This is a genomic window from Streptomyces sp. DS1-CR2, assembly GCF_055760475.1.
Window position 1 is genome coordinate 4,779,563 of the sequence record NZ_CM147085.1, and the last position, 21,653, is coordinate 4,801,215.

Annotated in this window: 21 protein-coding genes; 16 read left to right on the forward strand and 5 right to left on the reverse strand. The window is 72.1% G+C overall.

From position 1 onward, the window contains the following. Positions 1-91 precede the first annotated feature (91 nt). Together ACY0PA_RS22930 and ACY0PA_RS22935 are read right to left on the reverse strand one after the other, a co-directional pair. Positions 92-1,594, reverse strand: a complete 1,503-nt coding sequence (locus ACY0PA_RS22930) for a VMAP-C domain-containing protein (protein ID WP_473079591.1) — start codon at positions 1,592-1,594, stop codon at positions 92-94. A 228-nt stretch (positions 1,595-1,822) separates the two neighbouring features. Beyond that, entirely contained in the window at positions 1,823-3,010 is a 1,188-nt protein-coding gene (locus ACY0PA_RS22935) for a pyridoxal phosphate-dependent aminotransferase (protein WP_473079592.1), read from the reverse strand. Positions 3,011-3,125: 115 nt separating this feature from the next. Here ACY0PA_RS22935 and ACY0PA_RS22940 point away from each other — a divergent pair, with 115 nt between their 5' ends. The 10 genes from ACY0PA_RS22940 to kynU all read left to right on the forward strand — a co-directional run bounded on the left by ACY0PA_RS22940 (position 3,126) and on the right by kynU (position 12,392). Then, on the forward strand, positions 3,126-3,437 hold the full coding sequence (locus tag ACY0PA_RS22940; protein ID WP_473079593.1) for a hypothetical protein: 312 nt from the start codon (positions 3,126-3,128) through the stop codon (positions 3,435-3,437). A 368-nt stretch (positions 3,438-3,805) separates the two neighbouring features. Continuing rightward, positions 3,806-4,327, forward strand: coding sequence for a DUF2617 family protein (locus ACY0PA_RS22945; protein WP_473079594.1), 522 nt, complete (start codon positions 3,806-3,808; stop codon positions 4,325-4,327). A gap of 89 nt (positions 4,328-4,416) precedes the next feature. Then, on the forward strand, positions 4,417-6,078 hold the full coding sequence (locus ACY0PA_RS22950) for a polyamine aminopropyltransferase (protein WP_473079595.1): 1,662 nt from the start codon (positions 4,417-4,419) through the stop codon (positions 6,076-6,078). Positions 6,079-6,131: 53 nt separating this feature from the next. Continuing rightward, positions 6,132-7,019 (forward strand): SRPBCC domain-containing protein, encoded by an 888-nt coding sequence (locus tag ACY0PA_RS22955; protein WP_473079596.1) that lies wholly within the window; start codon positions 6,132-6,134, stop codon positions 7,017-7,019. 20 nt (positions 7,020-7,039) lie between these two features. Then, on the forward strand, positions 7,040-7,834 hold the full coding sequence (locus tag ACY0PA_RS22960) for an aldose epimerase family protein (RefSeq protein WP_473079597.1): 795 nt from the start codon (positions 7,040-7,042) through the stop codon (positions 7,832-7,834). A gap of 10 nt (positions 7,835-7,844) precedes the next feature. Then, positions 7,845-8,396, forward strand: a complete 552-nt coding sequence (gene pyrE / locus ACY0PA_RS22965; RefSeq protein WP_326774824.1) for an orotate phosphoribosyltransferase — start codon at positions 7,845-7,847, stop codon at positions 8,394-8,396. Positions 8,397-8,563: 167 nt separating this feature from the next. Then, positions 8,564-9,595 carry a class II fructose-bisphosphate aldolase gene (fbaA, locus tag ACY0PA_RS22970; RefSeq protein ID WP_100596406.1) on the forward strand — a complete coding sequence of 344 codons (1,032 nt, stop codon included), beginning with the start codon at positions 8,564-8,566 and terminating at the stop codon, positions 9,593-9,595. A gap of 188 nt (positions 9,596-9,783) precedes the next feature. After that, complete coding sequence (locus ACY0PA_RS22975; protein ID WP_100596404.1) at positions 9,784-10,197, forward strand: DUF3151 domain-containing protein; 414 nt, start codon at positions 9,784-9,786, stop codon at positions 10,195-10,197. 157 nt (positions 10,198-10,354) lie between these two features. Further along, positions 10,355-11,194, forward strand: coding sequence for a tryptophan 2,3-dioxygenase family protein (locus ACY0PA_RS22980; protein ID WP_473079598.1), 840 nt, complete (start codon positions 10,355-10,357; stop codon positions 11,192-11,194). Beyond that, positions 11,187-12,392 carry a kynureninase gene (gene kynU / locus ACY0PA_RS22985; protein ID WP_473079599.1) on the forward strand — a complete coding sequence of 402 codons (1,206 nt, stop codon included), beginning with the start codon at positions 11,187-11,189 and terminating at the stop codon, positions 12,390-12,392. Before ACY0PA_RS22980 ends, kynU begins: the two co-directional genes overlap by 8 nt. On the opposite strand, the gene ACY0PA_RS22990 is transcribed toward kynU, so the two are convergent. Continuing rightward, entirely contained in the window at positions 12,368-13,030 is a 663-nt protein-coding gene (locus ACY0PA_RS22990) for a TetR/AcrR family transcriptional regulator (protein ID WP_473079600.1), read from the reverse strand. The two genes, kynU and ACY0PA_RS22990, sit on opposite strands and share 25 nt — an antisense overlap. Before the next feature lie 120 nt (positions 13,031-13,150). Between ACY0PA_RS22990 and ACY0PA_RS22995 the strand changes: the two genes are divergently transcribed. From ACY0PA_RS22995 to ACY0PA_RS23005, 3 genes are all read left to right on the forward strand, one after another. Beyond that, entirely contained in the window at positions 13,151-14,023 is an 873-nt protein-coding gene (locus tag ACY0PA_RS22995; RefSeq protein WP_473079601.1) for an alpha/beta hydrolase, read from the forward strand. 124 nt (positions 14,024-14,147) lie between these two features. Beyond that, positions 14,148-15,518, forward strand: a complete 1,371-nt coding sequence (locus ACY0PA_RS23000) for a sensor histidine kinase (RefSeq protein ID WP_473079602.1) — start codon at positions 14,148-14,150, stop codon at positions 15,516-15,518. Beyond that, a complete protein-coding gene (locus tag ACY0PA_RS23005; protein WP_473079603.1) occupies positions 15,515-16,183 on the forward strand; it encodes a response regulator in 669 nt (222 codons plus the stop codon). Before ACY0PA_RS23000 ends, ACY0PA_RS23005 begins: the two co-directional genes overlap by 4 nt. 6 nt (positions 16,184-16,189) lie before the next feature. Here the strand turns inward: ACY0PA_RS23005 and ACY0PA_RS23010 are convergent, their stop codons facing one another. Further along, positions 16,190-16,717, reverse strand: a complete 528-nt coding sequence (locus ACY0PA_RS23010; protein WP_473079604.1) for a GbsR/MarR family transcriptional regulator — start codon at positions 16,715-16,717, stop codon at positions 16,190-16,192. Between the two features lie 92 nt (positions 16,718-16,809). Here ACY0PA_RS23010 and ACY0PA_RS23015 point away from each other — a divergent pair, with 92 nt between their 5' ends. Both ACY0PA_RS23015 and ACY0PA_RS23020 read left to right on the forward strand, forming a co-directional pair. Next, positions 16,810-17,751 (forward strand): ABC transporter ATP-binding protein, encoded by a 942-nt coding sequence (locus tag ACY0PA_RS23015; protein WP_473079605.1) that lies wholly within the window; start codon positions 16,810-16,812, stop codon positions 17,749-17,751. After that, complete coding sequence (locus tag ACY0PA_RS23020; protein ID WP_473079606.1) at positions 17,748-19,364, forward strand: ABC transporter permease; 1,617 nt, start codon at positions 17,748-17,750, stop codon at positions 19,362-19,364. The genes ACY0PA_RS23015 and ACY0PA_RS23020 overlap by 4 nt, the downstream gene beginning before the upstream one ends. Before the next feature lie 9 nt (positions 19,365-19,373). Here the strand turns inward: ACY0PA_RS23020 and ACY0PA_RS23025 are convergent, their stop codons facing one another. Further along, positions 19,374-20,195: a diacylglycerol kinase gene (locus ACY0PA_RS23025; protein WP_473079607.1), complete on the reverse strand. Its 822-nt coding sequence runs from the start codon at positions 20,193-20,195 to the stop codon at positions 19,374-19,376. A 161-nt stretch (positions 20,196-20,356) separates the two neighbouring features. Between ACY0PA_RS23025 and ACY0PA_RS23030 the strand changes: the two genes are divergently transcribed. Next, positions 20,357-21,640 (forward strand): adenylosuccinate synthase, encoded by a 1,284-nt coding sequence (locus ACY0PA_RS23030; protein ID WP_356276546.1) that lies wholly within the window; start codon positions 20,357-20,359, stop codon positions 21,638-21,640. Positions 21,641-21,653: the final 13 nt, after the last annotated feature.

Genomic DNA, 21,653 nt, shown 5'->3' on the forward strand with positions numbered 1-21,653 from the left:
CCGTTCCCCCTCACCCTGGTTCGTGCCCGGTCGGTGCACGTCCGTACTCCCCAACTGCCCTGCCCCGAACACCTGGTTGGACTGGAAGTCTTCAACTCGCTGATTCCGGTACTTCGGGAAGGCGGCTCGGATCGTCCCACAGCACAGCGATACGAGAGTCGATGGAACCCTCTGTCCCATCGTCGCGTGTTCCGGGAGAGAAGCGCAAGCGCGTGACGGTCTCCAACAAGTCGTCCCAGGCACCCGTTTCGGCGACCCTGTGGAGTTCCGCGTGTTCGCTGTCGTCGAGTGGTCCCTGGTGAGCCCAGAGCAGCACCGGCAGGCCCGCCTGGAGGCCGAGCGTCAGCTCGCTGAGCCCGTGTTCCTCGTCCGGTGACGACCCCAGAGTCATCAGCACAATGGCCTGATTACGCTTCAACTTGGCGTAGAGCGCCTGCTGTTGGGACCCGGCGCCGGTTTCGCACCGGTGTACGTGCGCCTCGCCCCCGCTCCTCAGTACCTCCCAGCGCGCGTTCCACACCCGGTGCACCTGACGTGCTTCCATCCGCTCCAGACTGCGTATGACGACCTTGTAGTCCATGCCCAGCGGAGGGGTGTACGGGGTCGATCTGCCGAGGCCGGGCTGCCGCGGCCCGAAGGGGGTCGGCCGGGTCCAGTCCTCCACCGGTGTGTTCGCCATCGCCAGGGAGAGAATGAACTCGACGACGATGCCGCCGTGGTGGTTGCGCAGCCGCTCTTCCTCCCGGTCGACGAGGGTGGCGACCCAGCCGGGCACCTCCGTCAGGCGCAGTTCCCGGTCGTCCCGCTGGCGCGGCTCCCAGGCGTTGCCGGTGCTCGTCCAGCAGGTGAGTGCGACACGGTCGGGTGACTCGGTCAACGGCTGGAGCCGGATCACCAGGAAGGCTTCACGGCCGGGGTCTCTTCGCCAGGTGCCGGTGGAGGTGCGGACGGCGTCGAGCAGGCGCTGCCCCTCGACCCCCGCGTCGGCGAGGGAGCGGATGTGGCTGCTGAGCCAGACCCTGAGCGGGTCGCCGCGCTCCGGGCCGACCAGATACGCCAGTTCGTGCAGGAAGCGCACGCTCCTCGGTATCCCGTCCGGGGGAACGTTGCACTGCTCCAGGAGCTCGTACGCCTCGCGGGCCGTGCTGGTCGTCCTCGGCAGCGGCCCGAAGCTGTCCCCGGCCACATGGCGGAAGAGGTCGGCGAGCTCCGGCACGGAGCCCCGGTCGAGGCCGCTCAGGAGCGGGTCGAGCGCGGCCCGCTGCGCCGGGTCGCCGGCCGGCGGCAGCGGCGACTCCACGAGGGCGGACGCCTGGAGCGAGGCCAGATCGTCGTCCGCCAGATACCGGACGGCCTCCACCAGCCGGAGCCAGCCGTGGGGCACTGCGCCGAACACCCGGACCATTTCGACGATGTGCGGCTTCTTCTCGCCGAACTCGGTCACGGAGAGGCGCCGGCCGAGCCGGTGGAGCGCCCGGTCGACGCACATCCTGCGGCTGAGCCGGTCCTCCATGACGGACACCCGCATCAGCGCCTCCACGAGCTGCTCTTCGCTCGCGGGAAAGGCCGGGTACGGGGACGGGCGCTCAGGCATGGCCGTCGGAGCGGTTCTGCCACCGGGTGGCGTCCGCCGGATAGTTGTCCGCAGTTGGTCGAGCCACTTCCACGTGTCCCCCTCACGCGTCCCGCGGCAGCGGTCGTACTGTCGCTGCCCGAGCCAGCAAGGGTATGACGAAGAGCCGCGCGTGGGTACGGTCACAACCGTCCCATTTGGATCACGCGCGCATCGTGTTACTCCTCGGGAAGCGGGACCCGGCCGGCCTCAGGCGAGCTTCTTGAGGCGGTCGACCGCCTCTTCGAGCACCGCGATCCGCTTGCAGAACGCGAACCGTACGAAGGGGGCGCCCGCGTCGCGGTGGTCGTAGAACACCGCGTTCGGGATGGCGACGACGCCCGCGCGTTCGGGCAGCGCGCGGCAGAACGCGAAGCCGTCGCTCTCGCCGAGCGGGCGGATGTCGGTGGTGACGAAGTACGTGCCCGCGGGCCGGAACACCTCGAAGCCCGCCGCCGCGAGACCGTCCGCGAGCAGGTCGCGCTTGGCGCTCATGTCGGCGCGGAAGGCGTCGTAGTACGAGTCGGGCAGCGAGAGCGCCTCGGCGATCGCGTACTGGAAGGGGCCGGACGCGACGTAGGTGAGGAACTGCTTCGCCGAGCGGACCGCGGTGACCAGCTCGGGGGACGCGGTCACCCAGCCGACCTTCCAGCCCGTGAACGAAAAGGTCTTGCCGGCGGACCCGATGGTCACCGTGCGCTCGCGCATACCGGGGAGCGTGGCGAGCGGGATGTGCCCGGCGTCGCCGAACGTCAGGTGCTCGTACACCTCGTCGGTGATCACCAGGAGGTCGCGTTCGACGGCGAGGGCCGCGACGGCGGTGAGTTCCTCGCGGGTGAGGACGGTGCCGGTCGGGTTGTGCGGGGTGTTGATGAGCAGGAGGCGGGTGCGGTCGGTGACCGCGGCGCGCAGCTCGTCCAGGTCGAGCCGGAAGGCGCTGCCGTCGGGGCGCAGGGTGACGGGGACGCGGGTGCCGCCCGCCAGCGCGATGCTGGCCGCGTACGAGTCGTAGTACGGCTCCAGGGCGACGACCTCGTCGCCGGGTTCCACCAGGGCGAGCAGCGAGGCGGCGATGGCCTCGGTGGCGCCGGCCGTGACGAGGACCTCGCGGTCCGGGTCGAAGGTCAGACCGTAGCGGCGCTCCTGGTGGGCCGCGATCGCGGTGCGCAGCTCGGGGACGCCGGGGCCCGGCGGGTACTGGTTGCCGCGGCCGTCGCGCAGCGCCCGCACGGCCGCCTCGCGGATCTCCTCGGGGCCGTCCGTGTCGGGGAAGCCCTGGCCGAGGTTGATCGAGCCGGTCGCCGTGGCCAGCGCGGACATCTCCGCGAAGATCGTGGTCCCGAACTCGGCGAGACGGCGGTTGAGCAGGGGGCGCGCGCTGGAGGTCATGGCCGCCATCCTGCGCCGAACCTCTGGAGTTCCTCAACTCTGCTTTGACGGGGCGCGGGCCCGGGAATCCCCGAGTCACGCCCGACGGGGGCGTTCTCGGGGGAATGAGAGGAAGGTGGGGGCCGTGATCATCGGAGCCATCATCTTTGTGCTGGTGATCGTGGGCATCGTCGTGGCGGTGTCGTCCGCTGGCGGCTCGGGCAAGGCGCGGAAGACGTCACTGAGCAAGGGCCGGTCGCGGCGCTCCAGCGGCAGCTGGTGGGCCGGCGGCGGCGGTGCGGCGAGCGGGTACTCCTGCTCGTCCGGCAGCTCCGGCAGCTCCGGCGGACACCACGGGCACTCCTGCGGCGGCGGATCCTCGTGCGGGGGCGGCAGCTCCTGCGGCGGCGGGTCCTCCTGTGGCGGCGGCGGGGGCGGGTGCGGCGGCGGAAGCTGACCGCGACACCAGGACACGTACGGCCCACAGGGAGGCGGCTGACACGGGGCAGCCGGTCCGCGTGGGCCGTACGTATGTGTGAGTCAGTCGTAGAAACGGGCGACGAACAGGGCGCCATATGCGCCTGGAAGGGTCCGTTGCGCGGGAACGGTACGCAAGTTGCCGAGAGAAGTTGAACAGTTGAGCTGTGGGGTCCCCGAAGGGGATGGAAACCCGGCGAAGTTGGGTAAAAACGCTGTGGTGGCGCCACCGTTCATGATTCCCTCTTAACCGTCAAAAGCGGCCCTCGTACGTTCGCGTGGGCACGTGCCGGCCCTCCCCCTTCAGCGCCGGCCCCACCTCCATTTGTGTGTTAGCGGAGCCGACCCATGCTCACGACCCTGAACACCGCCTACACCGACACGCGCGCGGACGACCTGGCCTGGGCCCTCGGCCGCGAACCGCTGCCCGCACTCGCCACGCTCGATCTCGAACTCGCCGGTGCCCAGCTCCAGTTGAGACTCCTCGGTGCCTCGCACCAGGTACTCCTGGAGGAGGAGCGGGGCACCTGCTCCGAGACCGTCGCCTGCATCCCGGGCAGCAGCACTCCGCTGCCGCTCGGCGTCGCCAAGCGCATGGGCGACTGGGAGTACGAGTTCGCGGCACACGTCGAGACCCTCTCGAAGGGCGCGTTCGCGGGCCGCGCCCAGGAACTCATCGCGCTGGTGTCCGACCATCCCAACGGCCTCGCCGGGGTGTTCCCCGGCAGCACGCACGCCTTCACCGCACTGCTCGCCCACCGGCAGGAGGGTCAGGTGCACTGGCGCACCTGGCACGCCTATCCGCAGGAGGGTCAACTCGTCGTCACCCGGACCCGGGTGGGGGTGCGGACCCCGGCCGCGCTGCTGTGACGCCCGGGCCGCAATTCATGCGCGCACGGGCCCACTTCCACACCTGTGGGTGACTGGACGTATTTGTGAGGTGACGTAGCGTTCGTAACGTGATCGAGCCGCGCACCCCCGTCCCCTCCGGCGTCCGACGCGCCCGGAGCGAGGAGGGCAGGGCGCCCCTTCCCGTGGCCCCCCTCCCCGTAAAGCCGGCGACCGGACGGTTCCTCGTCCTCGCGGGCGTCTTCCTCTGCGCGGCCTGCGGACTCGTGTACGAACTCGAACTGGTCGCGCTCGCCTCGTACTTGATCGGCGACTCGGTCACCCAGGCGTCCGTCGTGCTGTCCGTGATGGTCTTCGCCATGGGCATCGGCTCGCTCGGGGCCAAGCGGCTGCGGCTGCGGGCCGCCGCCGGGTTCGGCGCGGTCGAGGCCGCCCTCGCGCTGGTCGGCGGGTGCAGCGCGATGGCGCTGTACGCGGTGTTCGCGTGGACCGGCGACTGGGGCGGGTCCTGGGCGGGCGGCTCGCGCTACATGCTCGTCGGGTTCTCCCTCGCCATCGGTGTGCTCATCGGCGCCGAAGTGCCCCTCCTGATGGTGCTCATCCAGCGGATCAGGCGGCAGGACGCCGGCGGCGCCGTCGCCGACCTGTTCGCCGCCGACTACGTGGGCGCGCTCGTCGGCGGGCTCGCCTTTCCCTTCCTTCTGCTGCCGATGCTCGGGCAGCTGACGGGCGCGCTGCTGACCGGCGCGGTCAACGCGCTCGCGGGCGGCGCCCTCGTACTCGGCCTGTTCCGCAGGGACCTCACCCGTAGGGGCCGCTGGACGCTGCTCGTGGCGAACGTCGTCGTGCTCGGCCTGCTCGCCTGCGCCGCGGCCCGCGTGGACGACTTCGAGCGGGCCGCCCGGCAGGCCATGTACGGCAGGGACGTACGCGTCGCCGTCCAGACCGGCGTACAGGAGATCGTCCTCACCGGCGGCAAGCACGAGCCGCTCGACCTCTACCTCGACGGGCGCCTGCGCGTCAGCGGCCGGGACGAGCAGCGCTACCACGAGGGCCTGGTGCGGCCCGCGATGACCGGGCCGCACGCGCGCGTGCTCATCCTCGGCGGCGGTGACGGCCTGGCCGCCCGCGAGGTCCTGCGCTTCCCCGGGGTGCGCCAGGTGGACATCGTGGAGATCGACCCGGGCGTCGTACGCCTCGCCAGAAACGATCCGCCGCTCAGCGCGCTCAACGGGCACGTGTACGAGGACCGGCGCGTGCGGGCCGTGACCGCGGACGCCTTCCAGTGGCTGCGCGGGCCCCACACCCCGTACGACGTCGTGATCTCCGATCTGCCCGACCCCGGGATCACGGCCAGCACGAAGCTGTACTCGCAGGAGTTCTACGGCCTGGCGGCCCAGGTCCTCGCGCCGGGCGGGCGGCTCGCCGTGCACGCCGGGTCGCTGTCGTCGCGGCCTCGTGTGTTCTGGACGGTCGACACGACGCTGCGCGCGGCGGGCCTGCGGACGGTGCCGTACTGGGTGGGCACGGGCGGACCCCCGGCCCCGGCCGGCCGGCGGCACGGGGCGTGGGACCGGCTCACCGGGATCGCCGACGGGCCCGACCGGACGCTCGACGGGACGCGGGCGCCGAGCGACTGGGGGTTCCTGCTCGCGGGCCTCGGGCCGCTGCCGGAGGGCGCCGTGCCGCGCGATCGGATGCGCGCGGCGGAGCGCTCGCGGATCACCGGACTCGCCCCGTCGACCTTGGTTCATCCGCGGTACGCCGACTGAGTACGCGCCGAACGCGGGACGCGTGGGGCCGGGCGTGGGTAGGCTCGGTCGGCATGGAGCATGAGGTGTTCGTTCCGGTTCCGGCGGAGTCGTTGAGGGGCGCGCTGGCAGCCCCCGAGTTGGTGGCGAGGGCGGTGCCCGGGCTTCAGCGGGAGGCCTCCGGCGACGGCGGCAGGCTGAAGCTCCGCATCGGCGGCCACACCATCACCTACCGCGGCTCCCTGCGCGTCACCGAGACGGAGAGCGGGGCGTTCGCGGTCGAGGGCGACGGCACCGAGGCGCGCGGCACCGGGTCCGTGAAGTTCGCGGTGACGGTGCGGGTCGCCGCCGCGTCCGGCGGCTCGAACGTCACGTTCGTCGCGTCCGGCAGCGGGGACGGCCGGGTCGCCGAACTCTCCGAGGACGCCGTGCAGTCCGCGGTGCGCCGTCTCCTGAGCCGCTTCGCGGAGGCGCTCGGCGCGGTGGCGGAACCGGGGACGGACCCCGGGGCGGAGGACGCGGCCCCTGCGGAGGACTCCGCCGGGGACACGGCGGACACCGCAGACACGGCGGACGCCGCAGACGCCGCGGACGCCACCGACGAGGACACCGAGGACACCGAGGACGCCGAGGACGAGGACCACACCTCCGTCTTCGAGACCGAGATCCCGCCGCCCTCGCTCGCCCCCTTCGCCGAGCTGGAGCCCGAAGCCGAGGCCGCCGCGCAGGACGCCGGGTTCGACGCCGAAGCGCCGCCCGCCGAGGCGGCCCACGCGCGCCGCACCATGATCGGCCGCAGCGCCGAGGAGGTCGACCACGCCCCGCCGCGCGGCCGGTACGCCCCCGTGCCCGCGCCCGAGACCACGGCGGCCAGCGCCACCCTGCGCTGGGCCGCGCCCGCCGCCGCCCTCGTGGTCGCGTCCGCGATCGTCGTCGGCCGGGTGCTGCGCCGCCGGCGCTGATCGAAACGTAAGGTCGGCCCGTGACTACCCAGGAAACGACGCTGACCGCGGGTGACGCGGAAGTGACCGTGCAGCCGGGCAACGGCTGCCGCGTGAGCAGCCTGCGGATCGGAGGCACCGAACTCCTCCGGCAGGGGGAACGCCACGGCTGCTTCCCGATGGTGCCGTGGTGCGGCCGTATCAGGGACGGCAGGTTCCGGGACGGCGGGCAGACGTACCAGATGCCCCTGAACTCGCCACCCCACGCCATCCACGGCTTCGCCCGCGACGCCGAGTGGACGACCGCCCGGGTGAGCGCCGACGAGGCCGTCTTCACGTACGACCTCGCCGAGCCCTGGCCCTGGACCGGCCGCGTCACGCAGCTGGTGCGCCTCGCCGAGGACTCGCTCACGCTGACGCTCGGCATCGAGACGTACGGCGACTCGTTCCCCGCGCAGGCCGGCTGGCACCCCTGGTTCAACCGGACCCTCGACGGCTCCGCCGACGGCGTGCGCGTCGAGTTCTCCCCGGCCTGGCAGGAGGAGCGCGGCGACGACCACCTCCCCACCGGCAAGCGGATCGACCGCACCGACGGCCCCTGGGACGACTGCTTCGGCATGCCCGACGGCGTGGACGTGACCCTGACCTGGCCGCAGCGACTGGAGGTCAAGGTCGCGAGCCGGGAGCAGTGGGCCGTCGTCTACGACGAGCAGGAGGCGGCCGTGTGCGTGGAGCCGCAGACCGGCCCGCCGGACGGACTGAACACGCTGCCCCGCCTCGTCACCCCGGTGGACCCCCTTGAGGCGTCGACCACCTGGACGTGGCGAGCACTCTAAGCTCGTAGCCATGACGAACGACGTGCGCGACGCGCTTCTCCAGCAGATCAAGGACAAGGCCGTGGTGCACGGCAAGGTGACGCTCTCCTCCGGTCTGGAGGCGGACTACTACATCGACCTGCGCCGCATCACCCTCGACGGCGAGGCCGCCCCGCTGGTCGGCCAGGTGCTCCTCGACCTGACCGCCGACCTCGACTTCGACGCCGTGGGCGGCCTGACGATGGGCGCCGACCCGGTCGCCGGCGCCATGCTGCACGCGGCCGCCGCCCGGGGCGAGCGCCTCGACGCGTTCGTGGTCCGCAAGGCCGCCAAGGCGCACGGCATGCAGCGCCGCGTCGAGGGTCCGGACATCAGGGGCCGCCGCGTCCTCGTCGTCGAGGACACGTCCACCACCGGCGGCTCCCCGCTCGCCGCCGTCGAGGCCGTGCGCGAGGCCGGTGCCGAGGTCGTCGGCGTCGCCACGATCGTGGACCGCGCCACCGGTGCCGCCGAGAAGATCACCGAGGGCGCCGGGGTGCCCTACCTGTTCGCGTACGGCAAGGACGAGCTGGGCCTCGACTGAGGCCGGTCGGCAACGGGCCGGACCCAGTACGCGACCAGTACTGGAGCTGCCTGGCAAGTCTGGAAAGATGGGGGCGACGATGACGTCGCCATCCGGGGCCGATCCAGACGAGAGGCCCCAGGTCAGGGTCTGACAGCACACACCCGCACATCCCAAGGAGCGGACACATGCCCATCGCAACCCCCGAGGTCTACGCCGAGATGCTGGACCGGGCGAAGGCCGGCAAGTTCGCCTACCCGGCCATCAACGTGACCTCCTCGCAGACCCTGAACGCTGCGCTGCGCGGCTTCGCGGAGGCCGAGAGCGACGGCATCATCCAGATCTCCACCGGCGGTGCGGAGTTCCTGGGCGGCCAGTACAACAAGGACATGGTGACGGGCGCCGTGGCCCTCGCCGAGTACGCGCACATCATCGCCGAGAAGTACGACGTCACCGTCGCGCTGCACACCGACCACTGCCCCAAGGGCAAGCTGGACGGCTATGTGCGTCCGCTGCTCGACATCTCCGCCGAGCGCGTCAAGGCCGGCCGCAACCCGCTGTTCCAGTCCCACATGTGGGACGGCTCCGCGGAGACCCTCGCCGACAACCTGGCCATCGGCCAGGAGCTGCTCGCGAAGGCCGCCGCCGCGAAGATCATCCTCGAGGTCGAGATCACCCCGACCGGCGGCGAGGAGGACGGCGTCAGCCACGAGATCAACGACGAGCTGTACACGACCGTCGACGACGCGATCCGCACCGCCGAGGCCCTGGGCCTGGGCGAGAAGGGCCGCTACCTGCTCGCCGCGTCCTTCGGCAACGTGCACGGCGTGTACAAGCCGGGCAACGTCGTCCTGCGTCCGGAGCTCCTCAAGGACCTCCAGGAGGGCGTCGGCGCCAAGTACGGCAAGACGGCCGGGTCGCAGCCGTTCGACTTCGTCTTCCACGGCGGCTCCGGCTCCACCGAGCAGGAGATCGCGACCGCGCTGGAGAACGGCGTCGTGAAGATGAACCTCGACACCGACACCCAGTACGCCTTCACGCGTCCGGTGGCGGACCACATGTTCCGCCACTACGACGGCGTCCTGAAGGTCGACGGCGAGGTCGGCGTGAAGTCGCAGTACGACCCGCGCACCTGGGGCAAGTCCGCCGAGGCGGGCATGGCCAAGCGCGTCTCCGAGGCCTGCGCGAACCTGCGCTCCACGGGCACGAAGCTCAAGTAGTACGAGGCTGGTCACCGGAGCCCGGCATCCCTCCTGGGGTGCCGGGCCTCCGGCGTACCCCGAGGGAGATGTGTGCGCTACGACTTCGACACCCGGGTCGACCGGCGCGGCACGTGGTGCGTCCAGTGGGACGGGCTCGCGATCACCGGCGTGGAAGGCACCGCCGGTCATGGCGCAGACTGGAACCCATGAGCCTTCACGAGAACCTTCTCGGGGGACCGCCCCCGACCGAGCTGCCCGACGATCCGGAGCCGCGCGAGCTGCTCGCGAGCGGCACGGCGCCCGCCGACGTCGCCGCGAAGTACCCGACCTCCTCCCTCGCCTGGGCGCGTCTCGCAGACGAGGCGTACGAGCGCGGCAGCGTCGTCGAGTCGTACGCGTACGCCCGTACCGGCTACCACCGCGGCCTGGACTCCCTGCGCCGCGCGGGCTGGAAGGGCCACGGCCCGGTGCCGTGGGAGCACGAGCCGAACCGCGGCTTCCTGCGTGCCCTGCACGCCCTCGCGCGCGCCGCGCAGTCCATCGGCGAGCAGGCGGAGTACGAGCGCTGCGCGCAGTTCCTCAAGGACTCCTCGCCCGCCGCGGCCCAGACCCTGGGCTAGATTCCCGCACCTCAGCAGGCCCGCCCGTGACGATGTGACCGGGCGGGCCTTGCCGTTTCGGGGGACGATTGCGGAGGATGCCCGTGGGGACCGGGGCCCCCGTGCCGGAATTCGGCAGGGGCGGACCGCTACCCGGAGTACGTTCAAGGAGACAGCGATGTCCCACGAGGCTCACGAGTCGAACGAGCCAGAGACGCCGTATCTCGACTTTGCGGGAACCACCCCTTACGAGGACTACGTCCAGGCCGACGTCCTCACCCACCTCCAGCACACCCGCTCCGACGACCCCGGAGAGATGGTCTTCCTGGTCACGACCCAGGTGATGGAGCTGTGGTTCACGGTCATCGTCCACGAGTGGGAGACCGCGTCGCGGGCCCTGCGCGGCGACGACGTGCCGACCGCGGTGGCCGCCCTGAAGCGCTCCGTGCGCGAGCTGGACGCGCTGAACGCGTCGTGGCGCCCGCTCGGCCAGCTGACCCCCGCGCAGTTCAACTCCTACCGGGCCGCCCTCGGCGAAGGCTCCGGGTTCCAGTCGGCGATGTACCGGCGTATGGAGTTCCTGCTCGGCGAGAAGTCCTCCTCCATGCTCGTCCCGCACCGGGGCGCGCCGCGCGTGTACGCGGAGCTGGAGAAGGCCCTGGAGGAGCCGAGCCTGTACGACGAGGTGCTGCGGCTGCTCGCGCGCCGCGGCCACGCCGTCCCCGAGGCCGTGCTCAAGCGGGACGTGGCGCAGAGGTACGAGCCGTCCCCCGAGGTCGAGGCCGTGTGGACCGCGCTGTACGCCGGTGACGAGGGCGACGAGCTCGCCCGCCTCGGCGAGGCCCTCACCGACGTCGCCGAGCTGGTGTGGCGATGGCGCAACGACCATCTGGTGGCGACCCGCAGGGCGATGGGCGCCAAGACGGGCACGGGCGGCTCCGCGGGCGTGGCCTGGCTGGAGAAGCGCGCGCAGAAGAACGTGTTCCCCGAGCTGTGGACAGCGAGGTCCCATGTCTGACGTCACTGCGCTTGCCGGTAAGGCGCTGGAGCTGGACACCGCCGACGAGCTGGGCAAGCTGCGCGAGCGGTTCGTCCTGGACGACACCGTGTACCTCGACGGCAACTCGCTCGGCGCGCTCCCCGCGCATGTGCCGGGGCGCGTCGAGGACGTCGTGCGCCGGCAGTGGGGCGAGCTGCGCATCCGTTCCTGGACCGAGTCGGGCTGGTGGACGGCGCCGGAGCGGATCGGCGACCGGATCGCGCCCCTCGTCGGCGCGGCCGGGGGACAGATCGTCGTCGGCGACTCGACCAGCGTCAATGTGTTCAAGGCGCTGGTGGGCGCGGTGCGCCTGGCCGGTGAGGGGCGCGACGAGATCCTCGTCGACGCGACGACGTTCCCCACCGACGGGTACATCGCCGAGTCCGCAGCCCGTATGACGGGCTGCACGCTGCGTCCGCTGACTCCGGCGGAGGTCCCGGGCGCGCTCGGCGACCGTACGGCCGCGGTGCTCCTCAACCACGTCGACTACCGCACGGGCCGTCTGCACGACCTGCCCGCGCTGACCGCCGCGGTGCGCGCGGCGGGCGCCGTGTCCGTCTGGGACCTGTGCCACAGTGCGGGCGCGCTGCCGGTCGGGCTCGACGAGCACGGGGTCGACCTCGCGGTCGGCTGCACCTACAAGTACCTGAACGGCGGCCCGGGTTCACCCGCGTACCTGTATGTGCGCAGTGATCTGCAGAGCCGTTTCGACTCACCGCTGCCGGGGTGGAACTCGCACGCCGAGCCGTTCGGGATGCGGCCCTCGTACGAGGCCGGGGACGGGCCGGTGCGGGGCAGGGTCGGCACCCCCGACATCCTGTCCATGCTCGCCCTGGAGGCGGCGCTCGACGTCTGGGACGGGGTGCCGGTCGACGCGGTGCGCGCCAAGTCGCTCGCCCTGACGGACTTCTTCCTGGAGTGCGTCGAGGCGTATGTGCCCGCGGGGCGGGTCGAGTCGGTGACACCGGCGGCGCACGCCGAGCGCGGCAGCCAGGTGGCGCTGCGCGCCGACGACGCCGGGGCCGTCATGGAGCGGCTGATCGCGGTGGGTGTGGTCGGTGACTTCCGCGCGCCGGACGTGCTGCGGTTCGGCTTCACCCCGCTGTATCTCGGGTTCGCCGAGGTGGAGCGGGCCGCACGGGTCCTCGCGGATCAGCTGGCGGCCGTGGCGGAGTAGACGCCCGCTTCCGCCGCCGCGACGGCGGCGTCGGCGGCCTGGTCCGCGTCGGCTTCGGTCGGCGCGGATCCGGCCGTCAGGAGCTGGTAGTACAGGGGCGCGGACACGGCCCGCACGACGGCCGCCGCGTCCGTGCCGGGCCTCAACTCGCCGCGCCGCACGGCCTGTTCCACGCACGGAGCCCACTCGGCGACCCGTACCTCGTAGAAGCGGCGCAGCGCAGCCGACGTCTTTTCGTCGCAGGTCGCGGCGGCGATGACGGCCCGGAACAGGGCGCCCTGGCGGGGGTCGGCCAGCGTGTGGCGCACCAGGCGGGCGTTGGCCCGCAGGTCGCCGCGCAGGGTCCCGGTGTCGGTGCGCGGCAGCGACTGCTCGGCCATGTCGGCGAGCAGATCGGCGACGAGCCCCGTGACCGAGCCCCAGCGCCGGTACACCGTCGTCTTGCCGACCTCCGCGCGCCGCGCGACGTCCGCCAGGTCGAGATGGGCGAAGCCCTGTTCGGCGAGCACGTCACCGGCGGCGTCGAGGACGGCGGCGCGCACCCGCGCCGTGCGCCCGCCGGGACGGACGGTGCCGGGCTCCGCCTGCACGGTGCCGGAGGCCGAAGGGGCGGTCCCGTGCTCTGCTTGTTCGGGCATACGGCCCAGGGTAACGGCACAGGGGAACCGTTTGTCCGGTTACGGTGTGTGTCCGCCCACGTCACCGGCCTGGTAGCGTCCGCATACTCCCATTCCGCCGTGACGCTGAGAGGTTGGAGCATGCCGGAGGACGCCGCCGCCCGCGACGAGGCCGAAGAGGCATCGGCCTTCTCGCACCCCGTGGTCCCGCCAGACGTCACCGCCACGTACGGGGATCACCCGGACCAGGTCGCCGACTTCTACGCGCCCCGCGACGGCGCGGAATCCGCGCCCCTGGTGGTGCTCCTCCACGGCGGCGCGTGGCGCGCGCCCTACGACCGGCAGCACCTCACGCCGTTCGCCGACTTCCTCGCGCGGCGCGGCTTCGCGGTCGCCAACATCGAGTACCGGCGCGGCAGTTCACTGCCCCAGCAGGGCGGTACCGCTCCGGTGGCGGGGCGCTGGCCGGAGACGTTCGACGACATCGCCGCCGCCCTCGACGCCCTCCCCGGCCTCGTACGGGAAGTGCTGCCGCAGGGTGACCCGCGGCGCACCGTCGTCGTGGGGCACTCGGCCGGCGGACAGCTCGCCCTGTGGGCCGCCGCGCGCCATCTGCTGCCCGAGGACGCGCCCTGGCGCACCGCCGCCCCCGCACCGCTGCGCGGCGTCGTCGCGCTCGCCCCGATCGCCGACTTCGTGACGGCCCGCGACCTCGACGTCTGCTCCGGCGCACCCGCCCAATTCCTGGGCGGCGAGGCCGTGTTCGAGAAGCGCCTGCCGTACGCCGACCCCGCCGCGCTGCTGCCTACGGGCATCGCGACGACGCTGGTGCAGGGACGGACGGACACGACGGTGCCGTACGCGGTCGCGGAGGCATACGCGGACGCGGCGGCGAAGGCGGGCGAGGTCGTGGGGCTCACGCTCCTGGAGGACGTCGGCCACTTCCCGCTGATCGACCCCGCCGCGGACGCGTGCGCCGTGGTGGCGGAGGAGATCGCCCAGCTGGCGTGGTGACGGCGCCGGCCGGCCTGCCGAGCCGGGCGGGCCCTGGCGGGAGCGTGTAGTACCTGCGACGGAGGGCCCAGGACCCTCCTCCCGTGGGACGCCTTCGGGGCGGGCCGCCGCTTACGGTCTGTACGTGACCGAGACCCAGACCCAGACCATGCCGGCGGGGGCCAAGACCCGCAGCCCCGAGTACCGTCTCGCCGCCGACGCGCTGAGCGGCCTGCGGCAGGACCTGTTCAAGGATCCCTTCGCCTACCGTCCGCTGCCGCCGTGGTCCCCGGACGGCCCGCTGATCGGGTGGCTGCCGGAGCGGCTGCGCCGCTACGCGGTATGGACTCCGCACGCCGTGGTCCTGGGCGCCGCCCTGTTCACGCTGCTGATCGCATTCGCCGTCGGCGACTCGATGGGCGGCGTGTACCACGCGCTGTCCGGGCTCGTCCCGGCCCTCGCCGTGGCGATGACGCTGCTCAGGCCGGTCGGCGCCTGGTGGATATCCCTCGTGGCGACGCCGTTCGTCGCGGTGCTCGGAGGGGACGGGCTCGGCGCTCCCTGGGCGCCCGCCGGCTTCTTCGCGCACGTGGTCGTGATGACGGTGGTCGCGGCCCGGACCAGGCCCCGCACGGCGGCCTGGATGTGGGCGGTCACGGCCGCCTTCGGCTTCTTCGCGTCGGTCTTCTGGTACAGCCTGGAATCGGACACCGCGCCGATGCTCTTCGTCTCCGCGCTCGCCCTCCTCGTCACCACGTCGGTGCACGTCAGGCGCGAGGCAAGGGTGGAGATGACCGCGCAGCGCCAGGTCACGGCCGTGGAGCGGGACAAGCGCACGCTCCTGGAGGAGCGCACGAACATCGCCCGCGAGCTGCACGACGTCGTCGCGCACCACATGTCGGTCGTCGCGATCCAGGCGGAGGCCGCGCCGTACCGCGTGGAGAACCCGCCGCCGGAGCTGGAGCAGGCCTTCGTCACGATCCGCGAGAACGCGGTGGCGGCGCTCACCGAGCTGCGCCGGGTTCTGGGCGTCGTACGGGCCGAGGATTACGAGGCGCCCGATGCCCCGCAGCCCACGCTCGCGGACCTCGGCCGGCTCCTGGAGAACGTGCGGGAGGCCGGGCTCCGGGTCGGGCAGACGGTCACCGGCGCGGTCCGTGACCTGCCGCAGGGCGTCGAGCTGTCGGCGTACCGCATCGTGCAGGAGGCGCTGAGCAACGCGCTGCGGCACGCGCCCGGCGCCGAGGCGCGCGTCGAGGTGTCGTACGTCCTCGGAGGGCTCGGCCTGCGCATCGTGAACGGCCCGCCGACCGGTTTGGTCAAGCCCTCGCCGGGCGCGGGCCACGGGATCACCGGCATGCGGGAGCGCATCGCGATGCTGAGCGGCGAGATGACGGCGGGCCCGACGGCGGACGGCGGCTACGAGGTGGCGGCGTTCGTGCCGGTGGCGACACCGGAGCCGGAGCCCGCGCCGCAGCCGACGACGGCGACGGACCGGTCGGGGGATCCCGCATGACCATCCGCGTACTGATCGCCGACGACCAGATGATGGTCCGCGAGGGCTTCTCGGTGCTGCTCAACGCGATGCCCGACATCGAGGTCGTCGGCGAGGCCGTCAACGGCCGCGAGGCCATCGCCCGGGTCCGTGAACTCTCCCCGGACGTCGTCCTCATGGACATCCGCATGCCGGAGCTGAACGGCATCGAGGCCACCCGCGAGATCGCCGCCATGGACCGCAGCGCCAAGGTGCTCGTCCTGACCACCTTCGACCTCGACGAGTACGTCTACCAGGCGCTGCGCGCGGGCGCCTCAGGCTTCCTCCTCAAGGACGCCTCGGCCCGCCAGCTGGCCGACGGCGTAAGGGTGGTGGCCCAGGGCGAGGCGCTCCTCGCCCCCTCGGTCACCCGCCGCCTGATCACGGAGTTCTCCAAGCTCTCCGAGATCCCGAAGCTGCCGGCGGTGGCGAACCCGGGGGCGTTCGGCGAGCTGACGGAGCGCGAGACGGAGGTGCTGGTCCTGATCGCCCAGGGCCTGTCGAACGCGGAGATCGCCGAACGGCTCGTCGTCGCGGAATCGACCATCAAGACCCATGTCAGCCGGGTCCTCGTAAAGCTGGGCCTGCGGGACCGCACCCAGGCGGCGGTCTTCGCGTACGAGGCGCGGCTGGTCAGGCCCGCGTAGGGGACGTCAGGTCCGGGGGCCGAGGTCGAGCGTCTCGCGGTGTGCGTGCCACCGCTTCATCAGGCCCTTCAGCTCGCCGTCCAGGAACTCCATGAACGCCGCCGTCTCGGCGATGCGCAGGCCCGCGGGGCTGTCCGGGCCCAGTGATTCCACCCCGTCGCGCAGGACCCTCTCCCAGCGCGCGAGGAGCTGGTCGCGGCGGGTGAACGTCTCGAACCACAGGTCGTTGTGCAGCCGGTAGCGGTCGCGGCGCGAGCCGGGCTCCCGCTCGCGGCCGACCATGCCCGCCTGTGTCAGATAGCGCACGGCCCCGGACACCGCCGCCGGACTGATCTGCAGTCGTTCGGAGAGCTCGGCGGAGGTCAGCGCGCTCTCGTCGGAGGCGAGCAGCGAGGCGAAGACGCGGGCGGCCATCCGCTGCATCCTGGCCTCGGTCATCTCCGCGGCGAACCGCTCCACGAAGCGTGACACCGCCGCGTCGGCTCCGTCCTGGTCCGCCCCGGTGGCGCCGTCGCCGTCCTTCGTCGCGCTCATGTCCCGATCATCTCCCCTGGGTGACGTGCAGCCTCAAGTTTATACGCTTCCTTAACTTCACAAGTTTGTGAAAGTAGCGTACGTTCCGAAACATGACGAAGGCAATGACCGTCTCCGGACTGCACAAGTCGTTCGGCAAGACGCATGCGCTCGACGGCCTCGACCTGGATGTCGAGACCGGTGAGGTCCACGGCTTCCTCGGGCCCAACGGCTCCGGCAAGTCCACGACCATCCGCGTCCTGCTCGGCCTGCTGCGCGCCGACTCCGGCGCGGTGCAGCTGCTCGGGGGCGACCCCTGGGCCGACGCGGTGGAACTGCACCGCAAGGTCGCGTACGTCCCCGGCGACGTCACGCTCTGGCGCAACCTCAGCGGCGGCGAGGTGATCGACCTCTACGGGCGCCTGCGCGGAGGCCTCGACAAGACGCGCCGGGCGGACCTGATCGAGCGGTTCGAGCTCGACCCGACCAAGAAGGGCCGCACCTACTCCAAGGGCAACCGGCAGAAGGTCGCCCTGGTCGCCGCGTTCGCGTCCGACGTCGACGTCCTCATCCTCGACGAGCCGACCTCCGGCCTCGACCCGCTGATGGAGGAGGTCTTCCAGGAGTACGTCAAGGAGTCCGCCCGCGAGCGGGGCCAGACCGTGCTGCTGTCGTCGCACATCCTCAGCGAGGTCGAGTCGCTCTGCGACCGGATCAGCATCATCCGCAAGGGCCGCACGGTCGAGACCGGCTCGCTCAGCGAGCTGCGGCACCTGACCCGCACCAGCGTCACCGCCGAACTGGCCTCCGCGCCCGACGGACTCGCCCAGCTCCCCGGCGTGCACGACCTGGACGTCCAGGGCCTGCGCGTCAAGCTCCAGGTCGACAGCGACAAGCTCGACGCGGTGCTCCGCTCGCTCACCGGCTCCGGCGTACGGTCGCTCGCCAGCACCCCGCCCACACTGGAGGAGCTGTTCCTGCGGCACTACCAGGACGACGGTGCAGACGGGTCCGACGCCGCCGGTGCCACCGCCGAAGGGGCGATGTCGCGATGACCGCCGCCGTGGCCGACGCGCGGTTCGTCCCCCGCACCGCCGGGGCGCGCCAACTCGCGGGCACCGGAACCCTGTTGAGGCTCGCGCTGCGCCGAGACCGCGTCATGATCCCCGTCTGGGTCGCCGTCGTCCTCATGATGGTCCTGTCGATGCCGGGCTCGCTGAAGAGCGTGTACAGCACCGCCGCCGAGCGCGCCGACATCGCGCAGTCGATGGTCACGAACAGCTCGATGCGCGCCCTGTACGGTCCGGTGTTCGCCGACTCGATCGGCGGACTCACCGCGTGGCGCATCGGCGTCTACGGCGGGCTGCTCGCCGCCATCATGAGCCTGCTCATCGTCGTACGGCACACCCGTGACGAGGAGGAGAGCGGGCGGCAGGAGATGGTGTCGTCGGCGATGGTGGGGCGGCGTGCCCCGCTGACCGCCGCGCTGCTCGCGGCGCTCGTCGCCAACGCGGCCACCGCCCTGCTCATCACGGGCGGTCTCGCCTCCCAAGGGAGCGGCGGGGCACTGGCGTTGGGGCTCGCGATCGCGGCGACCGGCATGGTGTTCGCCACGATGGCGGCGATCGTCGCGCAGCTCACGGAGAGCGCGCGCCTCGCCAAGGGCCTCACGTCGGCGGTGCTCGGCCTGGCGTTCGTCCTGCGCGCGGCCGGGGACTCCGGTACGGCGGAGGGCTCGTCGGTCCTGACGTGGCTGTCGCCGCTCGGGTGGCTGGAGAACACGCGGGCGTTCGCCGGCGAGCGCTGGTGGGTGCTGCTCCTGTTCGTGGCGGGCGTCGCCGCACAGGGCGTGGTCGCGTACGGGCTCGCGGGGCGGCGCGACATCGGGATGAGCTTCCTGCCGAGCCGCCCCGGACCCGCCGAGGGCCGGCTCGGCACGGCGGGCGCGCTCGCCTGGCGGCTCCAGCGCGGCACCGTGTTCGGGTGGAGCGCCGGGTTCGTCGTCGCCGGAGTCGCGTTCGGCGGGATGACGCAGGGCGCGACCGATCTCGTCGGCGACAACCAGAAGACGCGCGACATCATCGAGCGGATGGGCGGCCAGTCCGGTGTCACGGACGCGTTCCTCGCCACGATGGTCGGCATGCTCGGCATGGTCGCCGCGCTCTACATCGTCTCGTCGGTCCTCCGCCTCAGCGGCGAGGAGACCTCGCAGCGCGCCGAGCCGGTCCTCGCGGCGGCGGTGGGCCGGCTGCGGTGGGCGGCGGGCCATCTGGTCATCGCGTTCGGCGGGGCCGCGCTGATCATGGTGATCGGCGGCCTCGGCCTCGGGATCGGCTACGGGAAGAGCTTCGGCCCCGTCCTGGGCGCCTGTCTCACGCAGGTGGCCGCGATCTGGGTCATCGGGGGCCTCGCGGTGCTGCTGTTCGGGGTGTTCCCGAGGGCGGCGGTGGCGGCCTGGGCCGTCGCGGGCATCGCGCTCCTGATCGGCTGGATCGGCCCGGCGTTCGACCTCCCGCAGTCGGTCATGAACCTCTCCCCGTTCGGCCATCTGCCGAAGCTGCCGGGCGGCGAGATGGCCTGGACCCCGGTCCTGACCCTGACGGCGATCGCGGTGGTCCTCGTCGCGGCGGGCCTGACGGGCCTGCGCCGCCGGGACCTGTCGAACTGACCGGCCGCGTCACTTGGGCAAGGTCAGCCCCCACGCACCCGCCCGTACCGTCCACGTGCGGGTGCGTACGGGGCCGGCCACCACCTGGTCCGCGCGGTAGCGGAAGTCCGGGCCCGACACCGTCACCGTGTGCGCGAGGACCCGCAAAGGCCCCGCCTCCGCGCCCACCGAGGACGGCCTGACCTCGACGCTGGCCCGGCCCGCCGCGTCGGGGGCCACGCTCACGCCCTCGACCGGCCGGTCCAGATCGACGAGCGTCACCCCGTCCGCCTCGACCCGCAGCCGCTGCGGCCCCGGGGCGAGCGCCGTCGCGCGCGGCGGGCGCGCCGCCAGCGTGCGGACGAGGGACTGGCAGGTACGCAGCCAGTGGTGCGCGGGGTCGGAGCCCAGCGCACCCGGGTGCGCCACGGGCGGGATCCGCAGATTCCCGAGAACCACGCCGTCGGAGTCGTCGACGAGCAGATCGAGCCGCCGCTCGACGCCCTCCAGGGCCGCCCGCGCCGCCGCCACCGCCCCGGTCGGCACACCGAGAGAGCGCGCCAGCGAAAGACTCTCCCCGACCGGGACGAACGAGAGAACGGAACCCGCCAGCTCGCGCTCGCGGTGCAGCAGAGCCACCGCGCGCAGCAGCGCCCGGTCGTCCCCGATCACCACCGGCCGCCGGGAACCCCTTCTGACCAGCGCTTTCGCGAATTCCTCCGGCCCGTCCGGCAGACACACCTTCACCGTCGCACCGGCGCCGAGAACGTCCTTCGCGATGCGTACCGACTCGCCGTCCGCACGCCGGGCGACCGGATCGACGACTACCAGTAGCTGGTCAAAAGCCGCCACCTCGGTCCTGCCTCGCTTCCTCGGGTAGCATCTTGGTGCAAGAGCCCCTTGCGCTATTGCGCCAGGGGCTTCGTCTATTCCGGGGCACACCAAGGCACACCCATACAGGCGGCTACGGCCCCTGACCTTGGTCTTGCCCCGCCCGGAAGGGGTGTACGCCTGTGCCCGCACTTGTGCTGCTCGGTGCTCAGTGGGGTGACGAAGGCAAGGGAAAGGCCACCGACCTGCTCGGTGGATCCGTGGACTATGTGGTGCGCTACCAGGGCGGCAACAACGCCGGTCACACGGTCGTCGTAGGCGACCAGAAGTATGCGCTCCACCTCCTCCCTTCCGGGATCCTCTCGCCGGAGTGCACGCCGGTCATCGGAAACGGTGTCGTCGTCGATCCGTCGGTCCTGCTCTCCGAGCTGAGTGGACTGAACGAGCGCGGCGTCGACACGTCGAAGCTGCTGCTCAGCGGTAACGCGCACATCATCACGCCGTACAACGTGACCGTCGACAAGGTGACGGAACGCTTCCTCGGCAAGCGCAAGATCGGCACCACCGGCCGCGGCATCGGCCCGACCTACGCGGACAAGATCAACCGCGTCGGCATCCGCGTCCAGGACCTCTACGACGAGTCGATCCTCACCCAGAAGGTCGAAGCGGCGCTCGAGGGCAAGAACCAGCTCCTCACCAAGGTCTTCAACCGGCGCGCCATCGAGGCGGAGCAGGTCGTCGAGGAGCTGCTCGGCTACGCGGAGCAGATCAAGGGCTACGTCGCCGACACCACCCTGATCCTGAACAAGGCGCTCGACGACGACAAGGTCGTCCTCTTCGAGGGCGGCCAGGGCACGCTGCTCGACATCGACCACGGCACGTATCCCTTCGTGACGTCGTCGAACCCGACCGCGGGCGGCGCCTGCACGGGTGCGGGCGTCGGCCCGACGAAGATCAGCCGCGTCATCGGCATCCTCAAGGCGTACACGACCCGTGTCGGCGCGGGCCCGTTCCCGACCGAGCTGTTCGACGAGGACGGCGAGGCGCTGCGCCGCATCGGCGGCGAGCGCGGTGTCACCACCGGCCGTGACCGGCGCTGCGGCTGGTTCGACGCGGTCATCGCCCGGTACGCGACCCGTGTGAACGGCCTGACGGACTTCTTCCTCACCAAGCTGGACGTGCTCACGGGCTGGGAGCAGATCCCGGTCTGCGTCGCCTACGAGATCGACGGCAAGCGCGTCGAGGAGCTCCCGTACTCGCAGTCCGACTTCCACCACGCGAAGCCGGTCTACGAGTACCTGCCGGGCTGGTCCGAGGACATCACCAAGGCCAAGACCTTCGCCGACCTGCCGAAGAACGCGCAGGCGTACGTGAAGGCCCTGGAGGAGATGTCGGGCGCCCCGATCTCCGCGATCGGCGTCGGCCCCGGCCGCACCGAGACCATCGAGGTCAACTCGTTCCTGTAGGCCCCGCGCCCCG